Source organism: Blastococcus sp. CT_GayMR20 (assembly GCF_004570345.1).
On sequence record NZ_SPQM01000106.1, the window covers coordinates 1 to 17,320 of the forward strand.

At 73.7% G+C, this 17,320-nt stretch carries 22 protein-coding genes; 5 read left to right on the forward strand and 17 right to left on the reverse strand.

Annotation, left to right across the window (positions count from 1 at the left end):
- The 13 genes from E4P40_RS19915 to E4P40_RS19960 all read right to left on the reverse strand — a co-directional run.
- The coding region (locus E4P40_RS19915; RefSeq protein WP_135160238.1) for an SDR family NAD(P)-dependent oxidoreductase at positions 1-365 on the reverse strand (365 nt) is incomplete at its 3' end.
- A gap of 90 nt (positions 366-455) precedes the next feature.
- Positions 456-623: a hypothetical protein gene (locus E4P40_RS28215; RefSeq protein WP_167762313.1), complete on the reverse strand. Its 168-nt coding sequence runs from the start codon at positions 621-623 to the stop codon at positions 456-458.
- Positions 624-630: 7 nt separating this feature from the next.
- Positions 631-849, reverse strand: coding sequence for a hypothetical protein (locus E4P40_RS19920; RefSeq protein ID WP_135160239.1), 219 nt, complete (start codon positions 847-849; stop codon positions 631-633).
- 85 nt (positions 850-934) lie between these two features.
- Positions 935-2,779, reverse strand: a complete 1,845-nt coding sequence (locus E4P40_RS19925; protein WP_135160240.1) for an acyl-CoA dehydrogenase — start codon at positions 2,777-2,779, stop codon at positions 935-937.
- Positions 2,780-2,910: 131 nt separating this feature from the next.
- The gene (locus E4P40_RS19930; protein WP_135160241.1) at positions 2,911-3,294 is read right to left on the reverse strand and encodes a LapA family protein; all 384 of its coding nucleotides are present in this window, start codon (positions 3,292-3,294) and stop codon (positions 2,911-2,913) included.
- Positions 3,295-3,342: 48 nt separating this feature from the next.
- Positions 3,343-3,507: a hypothetical protein gene (locus E4P40_RS28220; RefSeq protein ID WP_167762314.1), complete on the reverse strand. Its 165-nt coding sequence runs from the start codon at positions 3,505-3,507 to the stop codon at positions 3,343-3,345.
- Positions 3,508-3,612: 105 nt separating this feature from the next.
- Positions 3,613-4,038, reverse strand: a complete 426-nt coding sequence (locus tag E4P40_RS19935) for a hypothetical protein (RefSeq protein ID WP_135160242.1) — start codon at positions 4,036-4,038, stop codon at positions 3,613-3,615.
- Positions 4,039-4,075: 37 nt separating this feature from the next.
- Positions 4,076-4,696 (reverse strand): TetR/AcrR family transcriptional regulator, encoded by a 621-nt coding sequence (locus E4P40_RS19940; RefSeq protein WP_245160456.1) that lies wholly within the window; start codon positions 4,694-4,696, stop codon positions 4,076-4,078.
- A 150-nt stretch (positions 4,697-4,846) separates the two neighbouring features.
- Positions 4,847-4,984 carry a hypothetical protein gene (locus tag E4P40_RS28225; RefSeq protein WP_167762315.1) on the reverse strand — a complete coding sequence of 46 codons (138 nt, stop codon included), beginning with the start codon at positions 4,982-4,984 and terminating at the stop codon, positions 4,847-4,849.
- A 94-nt stretch (positions 4,985-5,078) separates the two neighbouring features.
- Positions 5,079-5,975, reverse strand: coding sequence for a metal ABC transporter permease (locus tag E4P40_RS19945; RefSeq protein ID WP_245160457.1), 897 nt, complete (start codon positions 5,973-5,975; stop codon positions 5,079-5,081).
- Positions 5,954-6,754, reverse strand: coding sequence for an ABC transporter ATP-binding protein (locus E4P40_RS19950; protein ID WP_135160244.1), 801 nt, complete (start codon positions 6,752-6,754; stop codon positions 5,954-5,956). Before E4P40_RS19950 ends, E4P40_RS19945 begins: the two co-directional genes overlap by 22 nt.
- Complete coding sequence (locus E4P40_RS19955) at positions 6,751-7,719, reverse strand: zinc ABC transporter substrate-binding protein (RefSeq protein ID WP_135160245.1); 969 nt, start codon at positions 7,717-7,719, stop codon at positions 6,751-6,753. Before E4P40_RS19955 ends, E4P40_RS19950 begins: the two co-directional genes overlap by 4 nt.
- Positions 7,720-7,792: 73 nt before the next feature.
- On the reverse strand, positions 7,793-8,809 hold the full coding sequence (locus E4P40_RS19960) for a TIGR03617 family F420-dependent LLM class oxidoreductase (protein ID WP_245160458.1): 1,017 nt from the start codon (positions 8,807-8,809) through the stop codon (positions 7,793-7,795).
- Positions 8,810-8,916: 107 nt separating this feature from the next.
- Between E4P40_RS19960 and E4P40_RS19965 the strand changes: the two genes are divergently transcribed.
- A complete protein-coding gene (locus tag E4P40_RS19965) occupies positions 8,917-9,711 on the forward strand; it encodes a TIGR03084 family metal-binding protein (RefSeq protein WP_135160247.1) in 795 nt (264 codons plus the stop codon).
- A gap of 61 nt (positions 9,712-9,772) precedes the next feature.
- Here E4P40_RS19965 and E4P40_RS28230 read toward each other — a convergent pair whose 3' ends face one another.
- Together E4P40_RS28230 and E4P40_RS19970 are read right to left on the reverse strand one after the other, a co-directional pair.
- Complete coding sequence (locus E4P40_RS28230) at positions 9,773-9,919, reverse strand: hypothetical protein (protein WP_167762316.1); 147 nt, start codon at positions 9,917-9,919, stop codon at positions 9,773-9,775.
- A 39-nt stretch (positions 9,920-9,958) separates the two neighbouring features.
- A complete protein-coding gene (locus tag E4P40_RS19970; RefSeq protein ID WP_135160248.1) occupies positions 9,959-10,882 on the reverse strand; it encodes a ribokinase in 924 nt (307 codons plus the stop codon).
- Between the two features lie 125 nt (positions 10,883-11,007).
- Here E4P40_RS19970 and E4P40_RS19975 point away from each other — a divergent pair, with 125 nt between their 5' ends.
- The 3 genes from E4P40_RS19975 to E4P40_RS19985 all read left to right on the forward strand — a co-directional run bounded on the left by E4P40_RS19975 (position 11,008) and on the right by E4P40_RS19985 (position 13,551).
- On the forward strand, positions 11,008-11,700 hold the full coding sequence (locus E4P40_RS19975) for a methyltransferase domain-containing protein (protein ID WP_135160249.1): 693 nt from the start codon (positions 11,008-11,010) through the stop codon (positions 11,698-11,700).
- An 84-nt stretch (positions 11,701-11,784) separates the two neighbouring features.
- Positions 11,785-12,813, forward strand: a complete 1,029-nt coding sequence (locus tag E4P40_RS19980) for a type III polyketide synthase (protein ID WP_135160250.1) — start codon at positions 11,785-11,787, stop codon at positions 12,811-12,813.
- A 75-nt stretch (positions 12,814-12,888) separates the two neighbouring features.
- On the forward strand, positions 12,889-13,551 hold the full coding sequence (locus E4P40_RS19985) for a response regulator transcription factor (protein WP_280790632.1): 663 nt from the start codon (positions 12,889-12,891) through the stop codon (positions 13,549-13,551).
- Positions 13,552-13,560: 9 nt separating this feature from the next.
- Here E4P40_RS19985 and E4P40_RS19990 read toward each other — a convergent pair whose 3' ends face one another.
- Together E4P40_RS19990 and E4P40_RS19995 are read right to left on the reverse strand one after the other, a co-directional pair.
- Positions 13,561-15,228: a GAF domain-containing sensor histidine kinase gene (locus E4P40_RS19990; RefSeq protein WP_245160459.1), complete on the reverse strand. Its 1,668-nt coding sequence runs from the start codon at positions 15,226-15,228 to the stop codon at positions 13,561-13,563.
- A gap of 85 nt (positions 15,229-15,313) precedes the next feature.
- Complete coding sequence (locus E4P40_RS19995) at positions 15,314-15,844, reverse strand: universal stress protein (RefSeq protein WP_135160252.1); 531 nt, start codon at positions 15,842-15,844, stop codon at positions 15,314-15,316.
- A 205-nt stretch (positions 15,845-16,049) separates the two neighbouring features.
- On the opposite strand from E4P40_RS19995, the gene E4P40_RS20000 reads away from it, so the two are divergent.
- On the forward strand, positions 16,050-17,320 hold a 1,271-nt coding region (locus E4P40_RS20000; RefSeq protein WP_135160253.1), incomplete at its 3' end, for a GGDEF domain-containing protein.

The window sequence follows — 17,320 nt, forward strand, 5'->3', positions numbered from 1 at the left end:
TCGTACATGTGCGGCAGCGCGCCGCGGACCAGCCGGAACGGGGCCTCCAGCATCAGCCGCAGGATGTAGGAGAAGCGGTCGACGGGGAACTCGTGCAGCGGGGCCACGTGCTGCAGGCCGGCGTTGTTCACCAGGATGTCCACGGCCAGGTCGAGCGCGTCGACCGCCGCCAGGTCCGACAGGTCGACGGCTACGGCGGTCCCGCCCACCGAGGCCGCGACGGCCTTCGCGGCCTCGGCGTCGCGGTCGACCACGACGACGTCCGCACCGCCCTCGGCCAGGCGCAGCGCGCAGGCGCGGCCGATCCCGGACGCCCCGCCCGTGATCAACGCACGTCGTCCGAGCAGGGGTCCGGCAGCAGCCATGAGGCGCAGGCTATGGCCTGTGTGGCCGGGACCACACGGTCGGGCCGCACATGCCAGCCCATCGAGGTGTGGTGGCCACCTACACCGCGGTCAGTCGGGCTCGTTGCCCGGCCGCACGATGCCGTCGTCCTTCTGGGCGTCGTCGTCGGTGGTGAGCGTGACGTCTCCCGGCTCCGCGTCGCCGGTCTGGTCGTCGGCGACCGGTCCGTCGGTGGTGTCGGGGGACTCGCGGTAGCCGGTGGGGTCTGACTCGCTCATGGCGCTGTCATGCCCCGCCGGGCGGATCGGCACGCTCGGCGCGAGCGACGTCACTGTCGGCCTTGGCGGGCAGGTCGTCGTCCTGGGCGGAGTCCCGCTCGACGGCCTCGTCCTGCGTGAGCGGCACGTCGTCGAAGGAGTCGGTCCCGGTCGAACTGTTGTCCCCCGTCCCCGAGGCGGTGGGGATGTCCTGCTGGAGCCGGTCGCTGCCCTGCGGGTCGGTCATGGGGCACTGATTCCCGCGGCCGAGTCCCGGAAACGGAACGGCCGCCTCCCGTGCGGAAGGCGGCCGTCCCAGGTCGGTCGAGGGCTCAGAATGCCGCCTCGTCCACCTCCATCAGCGCGTTGTCGGTGTTCTCGACGATGGCCCGCTCCGAGGACAGGCGCGGCAGCACCTGGGTCGCGAAGAACCGGGTGGCGGCGAGCTTGCCCTCGTAGAAGTACCGGTCCTTCTCGCTGACGTCGCCCGAGAGCGCGGCGAGAGCCACCTCGGACTGGCGGATCAGCAGCCACCCGGTGATGAGGTCACCGGCGGCCAGCAGCAGCCGGCTGGTGTTCTGCGCGACCTTGTACAGCGAGGTCATGTCCTCCTGCGCCGCGGTGAGGTGGCCGAACATCGCGGCCAGCATCCCCTGGACGTCGGACAGGGCGGCGCCGAGCAGCGCCCGCTCCTCCTTGAGCCGGCCGTTGCCGACCTCGCCCTCGACGGTGGCCTGGATCTGCTCGGCCAGCCAGGTCAGCGCGACCCCGCCGTCCTTGACGATCTTCCGGAAGAAGAAGTCCTGGCCCTGGATCGCCGTCGTGCCCTCGTAGAGGGTGTCGATCTTGGAGTCCCGGATGTACTGCTCGATGGGGTAGTCCTGCAGATAGCCCGAGCCGCCCAGGGTCTGCAGCGACTCCGCCGTCAGCAGCTGGGTCGCCCGCTCCGAGCCGAAGCCCTTCACGATCGGCAGCAGCAGGTCGTTGACCCGCTCGGCCAGGGTGGCCTGCTCGCCGGAGCCCTCGCCGGCGGCCTCGGCCTCGGTGACCTGGTCGCGGAAGCTCGCGGTGTAGAGGTACAGCGCCCGCATGCCCTCGGCGTAGGCCTTCTGCACCATCAGCGACCGGCGGACGTCCGGGTGGTGGGTGATGGTCACCCGCGGGGCGTCCTTCGTGGTCGCGGTCAGGTCGGCGCCCTGGACGCGCTTCTTCGCGTAGTCGAGGGCCACCTGGTAGCCGGCCGAGAGGGTCGCGATCGCCTTGGCGCCCACGAACATGCGGGCGTGCTCGATGACCTTGAACATCTGGGCGATGCCGTCGTGCACCTCGCCGACCAGCCAGCCCTGCGCAGGCACCGGGCCGTCGCCGAAGGTGACCTCGCAGGTCGTGGAGACCTTGAGACCCATCTTCTTCTCGACATTGGTCACGTAGGCGCCGTTGCGCTCGCCGAGGGCGCCGGTCTCGAGGTCGACGTGGAACTTGGGGACGACGAACAGCGACAGGCCCTTGGTGCCGGCCTTCGCGCCCTCGGGGCGGGCCAGGACCAGGTGGATGATGTTGTCGCTGAGGTCGTGCTCGGCCGAGGTGATGAAGCGCTTCACGCCCGTGATGTGCCAGGAGCCGTCGGGCTGCTGCACGGCCTTGGTGGTGCCGGCGCCGACGTCGGAACCGGCGTCGGGCTCGGTGAGCACCATCGTGGCGCCCCAGTGGTGGGTGAGCATGAGCTCGGCCAGGCGCTTCTGGTCCGGGGTGCCCAGCTCGTCGAGGATGGCGGCGAAGGCCGCGCCCGAGCCGTACATGAAGACGGCGGGGTTCGCGCCGAGGATCATCTCGAAGGCGCCCCAGGTGAGGACGTGCGGAGCGCCGAACCCGCCGAGGTGCTCGGGCAGGTCGAGGCGGTACCACTCCCCGTCCTCGATGGCCTTGACCGACTTCTTGAACGACTCCGGCAACGTCACCGAGTGGGTGGCCGGGTCGAAGACCGGGGGGTTGCGGTCGGCGTCGACGAAGGACGCCGCGATGGGGCCCTCGGCCAGCTTGCGGATCTCGCTGAGCACACCGCGGGCGGTGTCGGCGTCCATCTGCTCGAACGGGCCGGTGCCGAACTTGTCCTTCGTGTCCAGGAACTCGAAGAGGTTGAACTCGAGGTCCCGGAGGTTGGCGGTGTAGTGGCTCATGCGAACTGGGCTCCCGTGCTCATGCGGTGGACGGCGATGTCCTACTCACCGGTAACAAACGTTATTACCCACCGGTAGCAACGAGCAAGTCCCGGGACGGTGACACGCCCAGTGCGGGTGATGCCGCTGGGTCAGCGTTTGCGGCGACGTCCCCGGGCGGAGAGGACGGCGCCGAGCAGTCCGACGACCAGGCCGCCCAGCACGGCGGCGATCAGCAGCGCGAGGACCAGCGGCGCCTCGATGTCGGCGAAAACGAGGCTGATGTCGACGGTCTGGGTGTTGAACACGACGAACAGCACGAGGACCACGGTCACGAAGAGCAGCAGGGCCAGGCCCAGGGTGCGGCCGATCGTCCTGCCCGTGTGCCGGGACTTGGCGGCCGGCGGCGCGGAGGGCGCGGGTGCGACGGGACCCGCCGGCGTGCTCGGAGGCACGGTCGGGCGGTCGCTCCCCGCGGCACCGGGCGTCGGGTCGGTACCGGGGGCGCCGTGCGGGCGAGGATCGGGGGTCGTCACGCTGCTGAGTGTCTCGCCCCGGGGCGCCGTCCGCAGGTCAGCGCGCCGTCAGTGCGCGTCGGGCTCGGTCTCGGCCGGCGGGTAGCTGGGGCCGGCGACGCCGCTGGCCGGGCCGGGCTCGCCGCCCTGCGACTCCGGGTCACCCGGGGGTGCCGCCTCGCTCCCGAGGGGCCGGGCCTCGCGCTCTTCCTCGTCCGGTGTCGGCATCGTCATGGGCGGAGTGTGCGGTCACCGTTCCAAGATCACCACTGCTCCAGCGGTGTCTCGTCCGACGTGAGGCAACGCGGAAGCAGTGCTGATCTTGCCGGGTGGCCGCGCTCAGTCGGCGAGCGCGGGGCCGGCCTCGTGGCGGGGGTGGCCCGACGTCCGCTCCCGCTGCTTCATGCGGGCCTCGAAGACGTGGCGGTCGCCGCCGGCCAGCTCGTCCCGTGCGCGCTCGTCGAACGCGCGGAAGGCCGCCCAGTAGCTGGCGTCGAAGTCCTCGACGATCTGGAACGTCCAGCGGTCGGCGATGACGTTGCGGCCGACCAGGTCGCGGTCGAGGTCGTCGGCGAGCGTCGCGTGCCCCGCCTCGCGGAGCAGGTCGACCGCCTCCTGCAGCACGCGGTCGGCCTTGCCGGTGAGCTGGTGGAACGCGTACAGGAAGCCGCGCGCCTGGTCGACGGTCTCCAGCGCCTCGGAGAGCTTGCCGAGGCCTTCGACGGTCGCGTCGTCCAGGTCGGGGCGGGTGCGGTCGGTCGTCACCGGCCCATCGTGCGGGGCCGGGAAGGCGTGCGCCCGGTCAGCCCTGGTCTTCGGCGATGGAGATCAGCCGCTCGGCGAGCTGACGGCCGTGCGAGGCCGGACCATCGGGGCCCAGCAGGCCGCCGGACAGGTACATGCCGTCGATGATGAGGTGGATCTGCGCGGCGAGGTCGTCACCGGCGCCCGGCACGATCTCGTCGGCGAGCCGCTCGAGGCGCAGGTGCAGCTCGAACTTGTAGTCGGCGGCGGCGCTGCGGGCCGGGTGCTGCGGGTCGTCGTACTCGCTGCTGACGTTGGTGAAGGGGCAGCCGCGGAAGCCGGTGCGCGTGACGTCGCGCTCGACGGCGTCGACGACCGACAGCAACGCGGCGCGCGGGTCACCCTCGAGGCGGACGAGCTCGGCGTCGATGAAGGCCAGCACCGTGGCGGCCTTCCGTGCCAGGTAGGCGCCCACCAGGTCGTCCTTGCTCTTGAAGAGCCGGTAGACCGTCATCTTGCCGAGGCCGGTTTCGCGCACCAGCTCGTCCATCCCGACGCTGCGCGAGCTCCGGCCGGCGAAGAGTCGTTCGGCGGTGTCGAGCACGATGGCCTGGCGCTCGGCGCGGCTGCGGCGAACCGGGGCCGTGGCGTCGTCGGCGATCTTGAGGGCGGCGGTCACGCAGCGATGGTGCACCTCTGCGTGACGGATCAGTTCGCGGCACGCCGAAGATGGTTGCTCTGGGTGACGAGAGACGTCCGGGCTACCCGGGACACCGGGGAGGCGTGGGGCCGGTGTGGCGACGGAGAGTGACGTCGGTCTGATCCGCCGTCAGTTGCGGCGGATGCGGCGGGGATTGGCCAGCATGCGGGCGACCGTGGCGGTGGTCGCCTCGGGGGTGCGGGACTCCTCGGTCTGCGGGCCCTCGGTGTCGCCGGCCACTCGCGCGTCGTGCTGCGTGTTCTCCATGCCCGCCAGCCTGCCCTCGGGTCACGGGGGGAAACAGCCCTGGAGGAGTGATCCTCCGCACGAGGGGGTGAGAGGTCGGTCACGTCCGCCCAGGTCAGTGCGGGTGGTGGGCGTCCGCGAGGGGTCGTTCGGCCGGCCGGGGACGGCGTCCGGTGACGCCCAGGACGACGAGCCAGGCGAGCACCGCGAGCGCCACGATGAAGAAGCTCGGCGGCAGGTCGACCATCGCCGACAGCACCAGGCCGCCCCAGACCGCGACCAGCGCGATGGCCACCGCCAACCCCGCCACACGGAGGGGTCGGGGCGTGAGCCGGAGGGCTGTGGCGGCCGGCGTCACCACGAGGGCGAACAGGAGCAGCGTGCCGACGACCTGCACGGCCATCGTGATGGTCAGCGCCAGCAGCACGACGAACGCGATGCCGAGGGCGCGCACCGGTACGCCGCGCGCCTCGGCGACGTCGGGATCGACCGAGGCGAACACGAGCGGTCGGGCGAGCACGGCGAGCGTGAGCACCACGAGCGCGGTGAACGCCGCGTAGACGACCAGCTGCTGGCGGGAGATGGCCAGCAGGTTGCCGAACAGCACCGACGTCGTCGTGCTGGCGTTCGCGCTGGCCAGGGAGGCGAACAGGACGCCGAGCGCGGTCGCGAGCGCGAGGATGGTGCCCGTCGCCATCTCCCGGTCGGCCACCCGGCGACCGAACAGGCCGATGAGCAGGCCGCCGGCCACGCAGAAGACCGCCAGGCCGAGCGTGACCGGGGCGCCGACGAGGATCGCACCGGTGGCCCCGGGGAACCCGATGTGGGCCAGGGCGTGGGCGGCGAAGGCGTTCTGCCGGGTGATCACGAAGTAGCCGAGCAGGCCGGCGGCGATCGCGACCAGGGAGCCGCCGATCAGCGCGTTGCGCATGAACGGGCTCTGCAGGACCTCGAGCCAGTTCGACTGGAACTCCACCGCGGCGAGGGCGCTCATCGCTGCGGGTCCCGCCACGCGGCGCGGGTGAACAGGTCGCCCTGCGCGGTCCGGACGACGCCGACCGGCGTGCCGTAGAGGTGGGTGAGGAGTTCCTCCTGGACGACCTCGCCGATCTCGTCGTGGTGCGGGTGCGCGTCGAGCAGGTACACGGCATCGGTGAGCACCGGAAGCAGCGGGTTCAGGTCGTGCGCCACGATCATGATCGTCACGTCGCGCTCCCGGTGCAGCTCGCCGAGCAGCCGGACGACCTCCTGCTGGTTGCGCAGGTCGAGGTTCGCCAGGGGCTCGTCGAGCAGCAGCAGCTCGGCGTCGTCCACGATGGCCTGGGCGATCGCCACCCGCTGCTGCTGACCGCCGGACAGCTCCGACATGCGCCGGTCGGCGTAGTCGGCCGCGCCGACCCACTCCAGGGCCTGGTCGACGCGCGCGCGCTCGGCGGCCGTCGTGCGGCGCAGCCCGAATCGCCCGCCGGTGAGACCGAGGGTGACCAGGTCGCGGCAGCGGACCGCCTCGCCGAGGGCGGCGGTGTAGTTCTGCGGCACGTAGCCGATCCGGCGGTTCCCGCGGCGCGGCGGAGCGCCGAGCACCTCGATCCGGCCGGACGCCGGCGGGAGCAGGCCCAGCGCCAGCTTGAACAGGGTGGTCTTGCCGGCGCCGTTGGGGCCGATCACGCCCACGACCGCCCCGGCCCGGACGGTGAAGGTGCCCTGGGACCAGACGGTCCGTCCGCCGCGCACGACGCTGACGTCCTCGAGGCTGAGGGCCGGCGGACGCCCGGCCGCGGGCGAGGTCACGGCGTCCGGCTGAGTGCGTCGGAGAGCGCCGAGAGCTGAGCGGACTGCCACGCGACGAACGAACCGTCGAGGTCGACCGGTGATTCCGTCACCTCCACCACCGGCACCCCGGCGTCCTCGGCGGCGGCGCGCAGCTGCTCCGGGATGCCGCCGCTGGTCTGGCTGTTGAAGACCAGGACGTCGACGCCGCCGTCGGCGAGCGCGGCCTCGAACTCGGCGAGGTCACCCGGCGCCGGCTCGCTCTCGTTGCTCGCGGCGCGGCGGTAGCCCTCCGGGGTGGCATCGGTGAGGCCCACGGCCGCAGCCATCCGGTCGAAGACCGTCTCGGTGGCCGCATAGGTGCGGCCCGAAGCCGACTCCTGCAGCCCTGCGACGAGCGCGGTGTAGGGCTCCAGGTCCGCGGCCCACGCCCTTGCCCGTTGCGCGAAGTGGTCCGCCGCGTCAGGGGACAGCTCGGTCAGCGCATCAGTGATCGCCGCGGCCGTCCCGGGGACGATCTCGGGGTCGTACCAGAGGTGAGGGTCGGTGGCGGCGTGCCCGGCGTCGTCGGCATGGTCGTCGGCGTGCTCCCCGGTCTCGAGCCCGGCCACCTCGGCGGCGCTGACGACGACCGGGCCGGAGTCGAGCGTCTCCACCGCCGACTCGGCCCATCCGTCGTAGTCCGCCCCGTTCACCACGACGAGGTCGGCCTCGGAGAAGGCGGCGAGATCACCCGTGGACGGCTCGAAGTCGTGCGGGTCGACCGCGCTCGAGGCGACGATCGTCGTCACCGTCCCGCAGTCGCCGACCAGTTCCTCGGCGATCTGCCCCCACTGGGCGACCGACGCGACCACGTCGACCGCCTCGCCCGGGCAGTTCGCCGTGTCGCCGGCGTTGGTGGTGCGGCCGTCGCCGGATCCCGTACCCCCGCCGCACGCGGCGAGACTGAGCGCGGTCAGGGCCAGGACGACGGTACGGCGGTGCACGGTGAGCTCCTCGCTAACTGACAATGATTCCCAGTTGCAGTATGCCCGAGACGTGCAGCCCCCGGTCGTCGGGTCAGCGGAAGGCGGCGGCCAGCGGGTCCCAGAGCTCGAGCGGCGCCGGATAAGAGGCGTAGACGCTGAACCGGTCGACCAGACCGGTGTAGCGCTCGCGGACGCCCGCCGCGACGCCCTCGGGCTCCGCGACGACGGCGAACGTGCCGAGCACCTCGTCGTCGACCAGGTCGCGCATCGCCGTCCACTTGTCCTCCCGGCGGCTCACCGACAGCGCGTGCAGCTCGTCGGCCAGGGCCTCCCAGCCGTGGAGCGCGAGCACCGGCCGGTAGGCCGGGGTGCTGCCGTAGAACGCGATCGTCTCCTTGACCGCCGCCGCCGCCGCGGCCATCTCCTCCTCGGTACGCCCGGAGACGACGAGCCCCGGGAGGGTGACCGCCACCTGCTCGCGGCTCCGCCCCGCGGCGGCCAGCCCCTCCTCCAGGGCGGGCAGCGTCCGCTCGCGCAGGTAGCGCCCGGTGGTGAAGCCGTGGACCAGCAGCCCGTCGGCGACCTCGCCCGCCAGCCGCGTCATCAGCGGGCCGACGGCGGCGAGGTAGACCGGCGGCGCGCCCCAGTCGTGCGCGGGCGGCGAGAACATCGGGGTCATCAGCGTGTGCCGGTAGTGCTCGCCCTCGAACCGCAGCGGGCTGCTCTGCTGCCAGGCGTTCCAGATCGCGTGCAGCGCACCGACGAACTCGCGCATCCGGGCCGCGGGCGCCGTCCACGGCATCGAGAAGCGCCGCTGCACGTGCGCCTTGATCTGGGTGCCGAGTCCGAGGACGAACCGGCCCTGCGTGTAGCGCTGCAGGTCGTAGGCGGTGTGCGCGAGCGTCATCGGCGAGCGCGCGAAGGCCACCGCGATCGCCGTCCCCACCTGCAGCCGCTCGGTGGCGTGGCCGGCGGCCAGCAGTTGCAGGAAGGGGTCGTGCTGCACCTCCGACGCCCACAGCGCCGCGTACCCGCGCTTCTCGACGTCACGGGCCTTCACGGCCACGTCGTCGAACCCGGTGGACAGCAGTGCGGCGTCGAGGAGCACGCCCGGCACCCTGCCCGACGAGGAGGGATGCTGGCCAGGCCGGGGGCGCGACCGTACGGTCACCGACGGAGCCGGCAGCGTCGCCGGCGGCATCGTCGGAGGTGGGCGTGGCGGACCGGGCAGCGCTGCTCGACGACCTGGCCGCGGAGGGGGACGCGCTCGACGCGGTCGTCGCCGAGCTCGAGGACACCGCCTGGCTGGCGCCGACGCCGGCCGAGGGCTGGACCGTCGCCTTCCAGATCGCGCACCTGCACTGGACCGATCAGCAGGCGCTCCTCGCCGCCACCGATCCGGAGGCGTTCGCCGCCGCGCTCGCCGCAGCCGGCGATGCGCTGGCGACCCACGTGGACGACGCCGCGCGCGAGGGCGCCGCGACCGGCCCCGAGCAGCTGGTCGAGCGGTGGCGGGCCGGCCGGGCCGCGCTGTCGGAGGCGCTGGCGGCCGTGCCGGACGGCGCCCGCATCCCGTGGTTCGGGCCGCCGATGGCCGCCGCCTCCATGGCCACCGCGCGGCTGATGGAGACCTGGGCGCACGGCATGGACGTCACCGACGCGCTCGGCCTGCCGCCGACGGTCTCCGCGCGGCTGCGGCACGTCGCGCACCTCGGGATCCGGACCCGCGACTTCGCCTTCGCCCAGCACGGGCTGACCCCACCGGCCGAGCCCTTCCGCGTCGAGCTCACCGCGCCCGACGGCTCCCTGTGGACCTGGGGACCGGAGGACGCGGATCAGCGGGTCACCGGGCCGGCGCTCGACTTCTGCCTGCGGGTCACCCGCCGCCGGCACCGCGCGGACCTCGCGCTGGAGGCGACCGGTCCAGACGCCGACCGGTGGCTCGACCTGGCCCAGGCCTTCGCCGGTCCCCCAGGCCAGGAACGCCCGCCCGCCGGAGGAGCTGCGTGACCGCAGGCGCCCCGTACAAGAGGGTGCGCCGCGAGCTGCGGGCGCAGGAGAAGGCGCAGCGCTAGGCGTCGGGGGCGTCGGGGGCGTCGGGATCGGCGCCCTCGGCAGGGTCCTGCGGGTGCGGCGTCTGACCCCCCTCGCCGCTGCCGGGGTCGTCGGCGCCCTCGGCCGGTTCGGCGGTGTGGGGATTCTGCTCGGGTTCGGTCATGCCGAGCCTGTGCCCGGCCGCCCGCGGCGGAAACGCAGGTCAGCCCGCGGGGACGGCGTCCGGTGTCCGGGGGAGCAGCGCCCGGACGGCGTCGTCGTCCGGCAGCGCCTCCCGGGCGCCCGCCCCGATGGTCGAGAGCGCCGCTGCCGTCACCGCGTAGCGGACGGCGCCGGGCAGGTCCGCGCCGCGGGCGAGCTCCTGCGCCAGCGCGCCGCTGAAGCAGTCGCCGGCACCCGTGGTGTCCACGGCGGTCACCGGCGGAGGCGCCTGCAGCACCACCGGTCCCCCGGCCGGGACGACGAGAGCACCCCGGGCGCCGAGGGTGACCACGACCGCGCAGCCGGCCACCGACCGCGCCAGCGCCGCCAGTTCGGCGGGGGAGCGCTCGCGGGCGTCGGCACCGGCCAGCCGGGCCAGCTCGTGCTCGTTCGGCAGGAGCACGTCCACCAGCTCCAGCAGGGACTCCGGCAGGAGCTGCGCAGGAGCCGGCGTGAGGACGACGGTGCCCGACGTCGCCCGCGCCGCCGCCTCGACGGTGGCCAGCGGCACCTCGAGCTGGAGCAGCAGGACGGTCGCCCGGCGCACCGACTCGACATCGGCGTCGGAGGCGGTGAGCTCGGCGTTCGCCCCGGGGACGACGACGATCAGGTTCTCCCCGCTGCCGTCCTCCACCGGGATCGTGGCCGAGCCGGTCGGGACGCCCGGGGTCCGGCGCACCTGGCTGACGTTCACCCGGGAACCGGCCAGCGCGGCCAGCTGGCGGTCGCCGGCCGGGTCCTCGCCGACCCGGCCGACCATGTGCACGCCCGGCCCCAGCAGTCCCGCCGCGGCGGCCTGGTTCGCGCCCTTGCCGCCGGGGGTGATCGTGACGTCGCGCCCGATGACCGTCTCGCCCCTCCCGGGCAGGCGGCCGACCGCGACGAGGACGTCCTCGTTCAGGCTGCCGACGACGGTGACGGACACGGGACCTCCAGGTCTGGGGGAGTCCAGCAGTACCAGACGCCTCGTTTCCCGTGCCGCAGGTGCGGGCGACGCGGTACTCGCTGATGACGTGGGGGCACCACGCGCGCACGACGTAGGTTGCGGCCATGCGGCGCAACGATCTGGCGCAGTACGACGAGCTGGCCGACCACTGGTGGCGGCACGACGGAGAGTTCGCCGCCCTGCACTGGCTGGCGGCCGCGCGGTCGGAGCGCATCCCCCCGGCCCCGCACCCCGACGCCCTCCTCGTCGACCTGGCGTGCGGCGGCGGGCTGATGGGGCCACACGTCGACCGGCTGGGCTACCGGCACGTCGGCGTCGACATCGTCCGCAGCGGCCTGGAGATCGCCCGGCAGCACGGGGTCGTCCCCGTGCTCGGCTCGGTCCTCGCCGTGCCGCTCGCCGACGGCTGCGCCGACGTCGTCGTCGCGGGGGAGATCCTCGAGCACGTCGAGGACCACGTCGGGGTCCTCGCGGAGTGCACGCGACTGCTCAAGCCCGGCGGCACGCTGGTCATCGACGCCCTCGCGGCCGGCCGGCTGTCGGTGCTGATCAACGTCCACCTGCTCGAGCGCGTGCCCGGCGGGCCGCCGCGGGGGTTGCACGACCCCGCCCTGTTCGTCGACCGGAAGCGGCTGCTGGAGGCGGCCGACTCGCTCGGGCTGGACCTGGAGCTCGTCGGACTCCGGCCGTCGATGCGGGAGGCGATCGCGTGGAAGTTCGGCCGCCGGACGACGGTCAGGATGAAGCCCATCCGCTCCACTGCTGTCGTCTTCGCCGGATACGGGCGCAAGCGGTGAGGCGGCGGCCGGAACGGCGATTGCGTTGCGCGCGACGTACCGTCGGATCATGACGCCGAGCCCGTGCGCCCAGGAGCAGCAGCCGTGAGTGCCGCGGTGGTGACGGGCGCGGGTTCCGCGCTCCCCGCCACGTTCGACCAGGACGCCGTCTGGGACGGGTTCTTCGCGCAGCACTACGCGGGCGTGCGCGCCGCCCGCCGGATCTTCGGCGGTGCCGGTGTCCGGAGCCGCCACGCGGTGGCCAGCCCGATGGACGAGGACATCAGCGGCTGGGGCACCGCGGCCCGCATGGAGCGCTACGTCCAGGAGGCCCTGCCGCTGGGCAAGCAGGCCGTGGCCGGTGCCCTCGACGCCGCGGGCCTCGCACCCGGGGACGTCGGGTTGTTCGCCGTCGCCACCTGCACCGGGTACGCCACGCCGGGCCTGGACATCCGGCTGGCCAGCGACCTCGGCATGCCCCCCGGCCTGGAGCGCCTCCTCGTCGGGCACATGGGCTGCTACGCCGCCATCCCGGGGCTGGCGGCGGTCAGCGACTTCGCCTCCGCGCGGTCCCGCCCCGCCGTCCTGCTGTGCTGCGAGCTCACCAGCCTGCACGTGCAGCCGGCGCAGAACGACCTCGAGCAGGTCGTGGCGCACGCGCTGTTCTCCGACGCGGCGGCGGCGATCGTGGTGGAGCCGGGTGCCTCGCGCGGCCGGCGGGTGGCCGGTGTCGTCGCCCGCACGGACCCGTCGACGGCCGACCACATGACCTGGGACGTCACCGACCTCGGCTTCCGGATGGGCCTGTCCCCGCGGGTCCCCGACGTCCTGTCCCGCCACGTCGGGGGCGTGGTGGAGGAGCTGCTGTCCGGCGCCGGGCTGCACGTCGAGGACGTCGCCGGCTGGGCGGTCCACCCCGGCGGGCCACGGATCCTCGACGTCGTGCGCGACGAGCTGGAGCTCACCGAGGAGCAGATGTCGGCCTCCCGCCGGGTCCTTGCCGAGCACGGGAACTGCTCCTCGGCGACCGTGCTGCTCGTGCTGGAGGAGCTGGCCGACGTCGACGGCCCGGTCGTGGCGATGGCCTTCGGGCCGGGGCTCACGCTCTACGCGACGCTGCTGATGCCCGCCTGAACGATGGCGTTCCGCTGGAGGGCTCCAGCCCCTAGTCTCGGCAACGCCTGGTTCCACAGTGCCGGGAGGAGGCCGGTGCCCGTGCAGTCCGCGCCTCCGGCCGTGCGCGTCTTCCTGGTCGACGACCACGAGGTGGTCCGCCGCGGCGTGGCCGAGGTGCTCGAGGACGATCCGGGCATCACCGTCGCAGGCGAGGCGGGCTCGGTGGCCGAGGCTCTGGCCCGCGTCCCCGCCGTCCGTCCCGATGTCGTGCTCATCGACATGCGGCTGCCCGACGGGAACGGGGCCGACCTGTGCCGCGAGCTGCGCACCCGCGTCGACGGGATCCACTGCCTCGTGCTCACCAGCTACTCGGAGCAGGAGGCGCTGGAGGCCGCCGTGCGGGCGGGCGCGGCGGGGTTCCTCCTCAAGCAGGTCCGCGGCCCCGCCCTGGTCTCGGCGGTCCGGACGGTCGCGGCCGGCGGGACGCTCTTCGACGACGTCGGCCCCGCCGTGCCGCGCAGCCCCGTGCCCAGCGCATTGGGCGGCGACCGGATGGGGCTGCTGACCGACCAGGAGCGCACCGTGCTGCGGCTGATCGGCGAGGGCCTCACCAACCGGCAGATCGGTGCGCGGATGGGCCTGGCCGAGAAGACCGTGAAGAACTACACCAGCCACCTGCTCGCCAAGCTGGGCCTCGAGCGGCGCACCCAGGCCGCCATCCTCGCCACGCAGCTGCGCGACCGCCCGGCCGACTGACCCGCGCGCTCAGCGGGGGGCCGGCACGCTCCAGCGGATCTCCGTGCCGGACACCGCGGCGACGCACGTGAGCCGTCCGCCCCGGCGTTCGGCACGGTCGGCCAGGTTGGCCAGGCCGCTGCGCACCGTCACCGGCGGCAGCCCGCGCCCGTCGTCGGTCACGACGACCGCCACCTCGTCGGTGACGTCGACGCTGACCGTCATCCGCTGCGCGTCGGCGTGCCGGACGACGTTGGTGGCCAGCTCCCGGACGACGGCCACGACGTCCAGGACGAGGTCCGGGGGCAGGTCGTCGCGGTCGTACCGGACGCGTAGGTCGGGCCGTAGGTAGTGGCCCTCGGTGACCGACCGGAGCACCTCGGCCAGCCGTTTCCCCACCGCGGCAGGGGAGACGTCCTCGGACTCGTGCAGCTCGAAGATCGCCGTCCGGATGCGGGCGATGGTGCCGTGCAGGTCGTCGACGCTGCGCGACAAGCGGGCGGCGGACTCGGGCTGCTCCGGCTCCATCGACCGGCTCAGCCGGTCGAGGGAGAGCGCCGTGGCGAAGATCCGCTGGACGACGTGGTCGTGCAGGTCGCGGGCGATGCGGTCGCGGTCGGCCTGCACCTGGAGCCGGCGTTCCCGCTGCTGGGCACGGGCCAGCTCCAGGACGACGGAGGCCTGCGCGGCGAACGCGGTGAGCAGGTCGAGGTCGTCGGGCAGGAACGACTCGCGGCCGGACGCACGCAGCACCGCCAGCATCCCCCGGCCGGCGCCGTTGCCCATCGGGGCGACCATGCCGGGGCCGAACGACGCGGTGAGCTCGACGACCACCGCCGCCCGGGTGCCGATCACGGGCATCGTGCTGATGTCCTCGATGAGGCGGGGCTCGTGGGCCTCGTGCAACGCGCCGAGATAGGTCCCGATCAGCGGCAGCCGCACGCCCTCGTAGTCGTCGGCGCCCTGGCCGACGGCAGCGACGATCGTCATCGTCCGCGGGTCGTCCACGCTCGGGGCGAGCACTCCGGCCATGTCGGCCCCGGTGAGGGACAGGACCTGGGTGGAGACGGCGCGCAGCACCTCGTCGGGATCGGCTCCCGACAGGAGTGCCGTGGCCATCTCCGTGGCGGCCTGCCCCCACCGGCGCCGGCCCTCGGCACGCTCGGCCAACCGGGCGTTCTCGATCGCCATGCCGGCCACCGCGGCCAGCGCCTGCGCCACCTCGACGTCGGCCGACGTGAACGTGCCGCCGGTGCGCTTCTCGGTCAGGTAGAGGTTGCCGAAGACCGCGTCGCCGACCCGTACCGGGACGCCCAGGAAGCTGCGCATCGGCGGATGCGCCGAAGGGAAGCCGACGGAGGCGGGGTGCTGGGTGAGGTCGTCCAGCCGCAGGACGGCGGGGTCGTCGACGAGCAGGCCGATGATGCCGCGCCCCGCGGGCGGCCGGCCGATGCGGTCCCGTTCGTCGGCGTCCATGCCCACGATCACGAAGCGGTCCAGCCGCCGGCCGTCCGCCGTCAGCACGCCGAGGGCCCCGTACCCGGCGTCGACGTGGCGCACCGCCGCCTGCACGATGTCGTGCAGCGTCGACTCCAACTGGCTGCCGGACGCCGCCGCCCGCAGGGCGGCGGTCAGCACCGGGGCGACCCGGTCGTCGCCCTGCGGGGCGACCGGGACCACGGGGTCGGGCGGGGGCACGGCCCGACGGTAGGAGTCCTGGGCGGGATCCGGAAGCGGTCCCGGAGCTGGGAGTGGGTTCAACGACGGGTACGACCGGCGGACCTCATGCGCCGCGGGCCAGCCGGCGGGCCGGCGGGCGAGGGACGGCCTGGCGGAGCACCGACTTCCCCCGCGGGCCGACGACGACGAGGTCCGCGCCGCGGGTGGCGGCGGTCAGGGCCTCGAAGACCGTCCGGTCCAGGACCGAGGTACGGATGCGTCCGCGCACCCCGGTCTCCGCGATCGCGCGGAGGACATGAGCCTCGAGCCGGTCGTGGGCCGCGAGCTGGGCCCGCAGGAGTACCCGGCTGGACCCGTCGAGGGGGTCGCCCGCGGGGTCGTCGAGCACGCTGACCGCGACGACCGTCGCCTCCCGGCGGGCCGCCTCGCGCAGGGCCCACACGAGACCCTGGTGCGACGCGGCGGTCCCGTCGACCTCGACGACCAGCCAGGGGTTCTGCCGGCGCGGCAGGAGGGGAGGGAGGTGCAGCGGCTCGACGTTCGCCGTCCCCGGCTCGCGGGGCGCCGGGACCGCGGGCTGCTGCTCCGGCGCGGGGTCCGGATCGGGCTCCCAGGGGGAGCGGATCTCGCTCATGCGCGCATCGTGACGGCATGATCGCCGGGGCGGCAGGGACCAAGGACCCGGGCCCAGGGGGTTCCGAGGGGATCCGGATGGGTTCCGGATCGACAAGCGTGCGTGTCAGTACCCCGCGTGAGCAACGGGACGCCGTCCGTCACTCGGAGGGGGTAGTGGGCCCCGGACGCTCAAGATTCGGCGCCCAGGACCCGATCCCTAGGGCATGAGCCTTCTCCGTCGGCTGCGCAGCACCAGCCTGCTGACCCGCTTCGGCGTGATCAGCCTGCTGCTGACCGTCGCGGTGGGCGCCGTGCTCTCCACCATGCTGAGCAGCGCCATCGAGGGCCGCGCCCGCCAGCAGGCCGAGGACGCGGCCCTGATGGCGGTGCGCCTGGGGCTGCAGCCGCAGTTCACCCGGGACGACCTCGCCGACGGTTTCGACGCCGACCGCCTGGCGAACGTCGAGGAGACCGTCGACGACGCCGCCGAGCAGTTCGGCACGGGGGGTTCGAAGCTGGCCGCCTTCGACCCGATCGAGCTGAAGGTCTTCAACGCCGACCGCACCATCGTCTACCACTCGGAGAGCCCCGAGCTGGTCGGCGAGACGTCGCGCTCCGGTGAGCTCGGTGCAGCGCTCGACGGCTACGTCGTCTCGGGCTTCGCCCACTCCGCCGACGACAGCGCCGCCAGCGAGGACGGCGAGCACCAGCTGCTCGAGGTCTACGTGCCCCTGCAGTACGACGGCGCCGACCGACCGGACGGCGTCATCGAGCTGTACCTGCCGTACGCGCCGATCGCTGCCGCCGTCCGCGAGGACGTGCGGACCATGACGATCGCGCTGGCCGTCAGCCTGACCGTCTTCTACCTCGTCGTCTTCCGCCTGATCGCCTCGGCGTCCACGCGGCTGCGCCGCCAGACCGAGGACCTGCAGACCTCCGCCGAGCGCGACCGCCACCAGGCGACGCACGACGGGCTGACCGGTCTGGCGAACCGCGAGCTCCTGCGCGACCGGCTCGGCCAGGGCCTGGCGACGGCGAGCCGCTCGGACGGCGAGGTCGCCCTGCTGCTCATCGACCTCGACCGCTTCAAGGAGATCAACGACACCCTGGGCCACTCCTACGGCGACAAGCTGCTGTGCCAGGTCGGGCCGCGCCTGCAGTCGGTGCTGCGCGACGGTGACACCGTGGCGCGGCTGGGCGGCGACGAGTTCGCCGTCCTGTTGCCCCACGTGGAGGGCATCGGCGAGGCCGAGGCGGTCGCCGAACGGCTGCGCCTGTCGCTGCACCAGCGGTTCGACGTGGACGGCGTCGCGCTCGACGTCGAGGCCAGCATCGGCGTCGCCCTGTCCCCGTGGCACGGCACGGACACCGAGGAACTGCTGCGCAACGCCGACATCGCGATGTACGTGGCCAAGGAGATGAAGGCCGGCGCGGTCGTCTTCGAGCCCACCGAGCACGTCACGGCGCCGTCCCGGATCACGGTCCTCGGCGACCT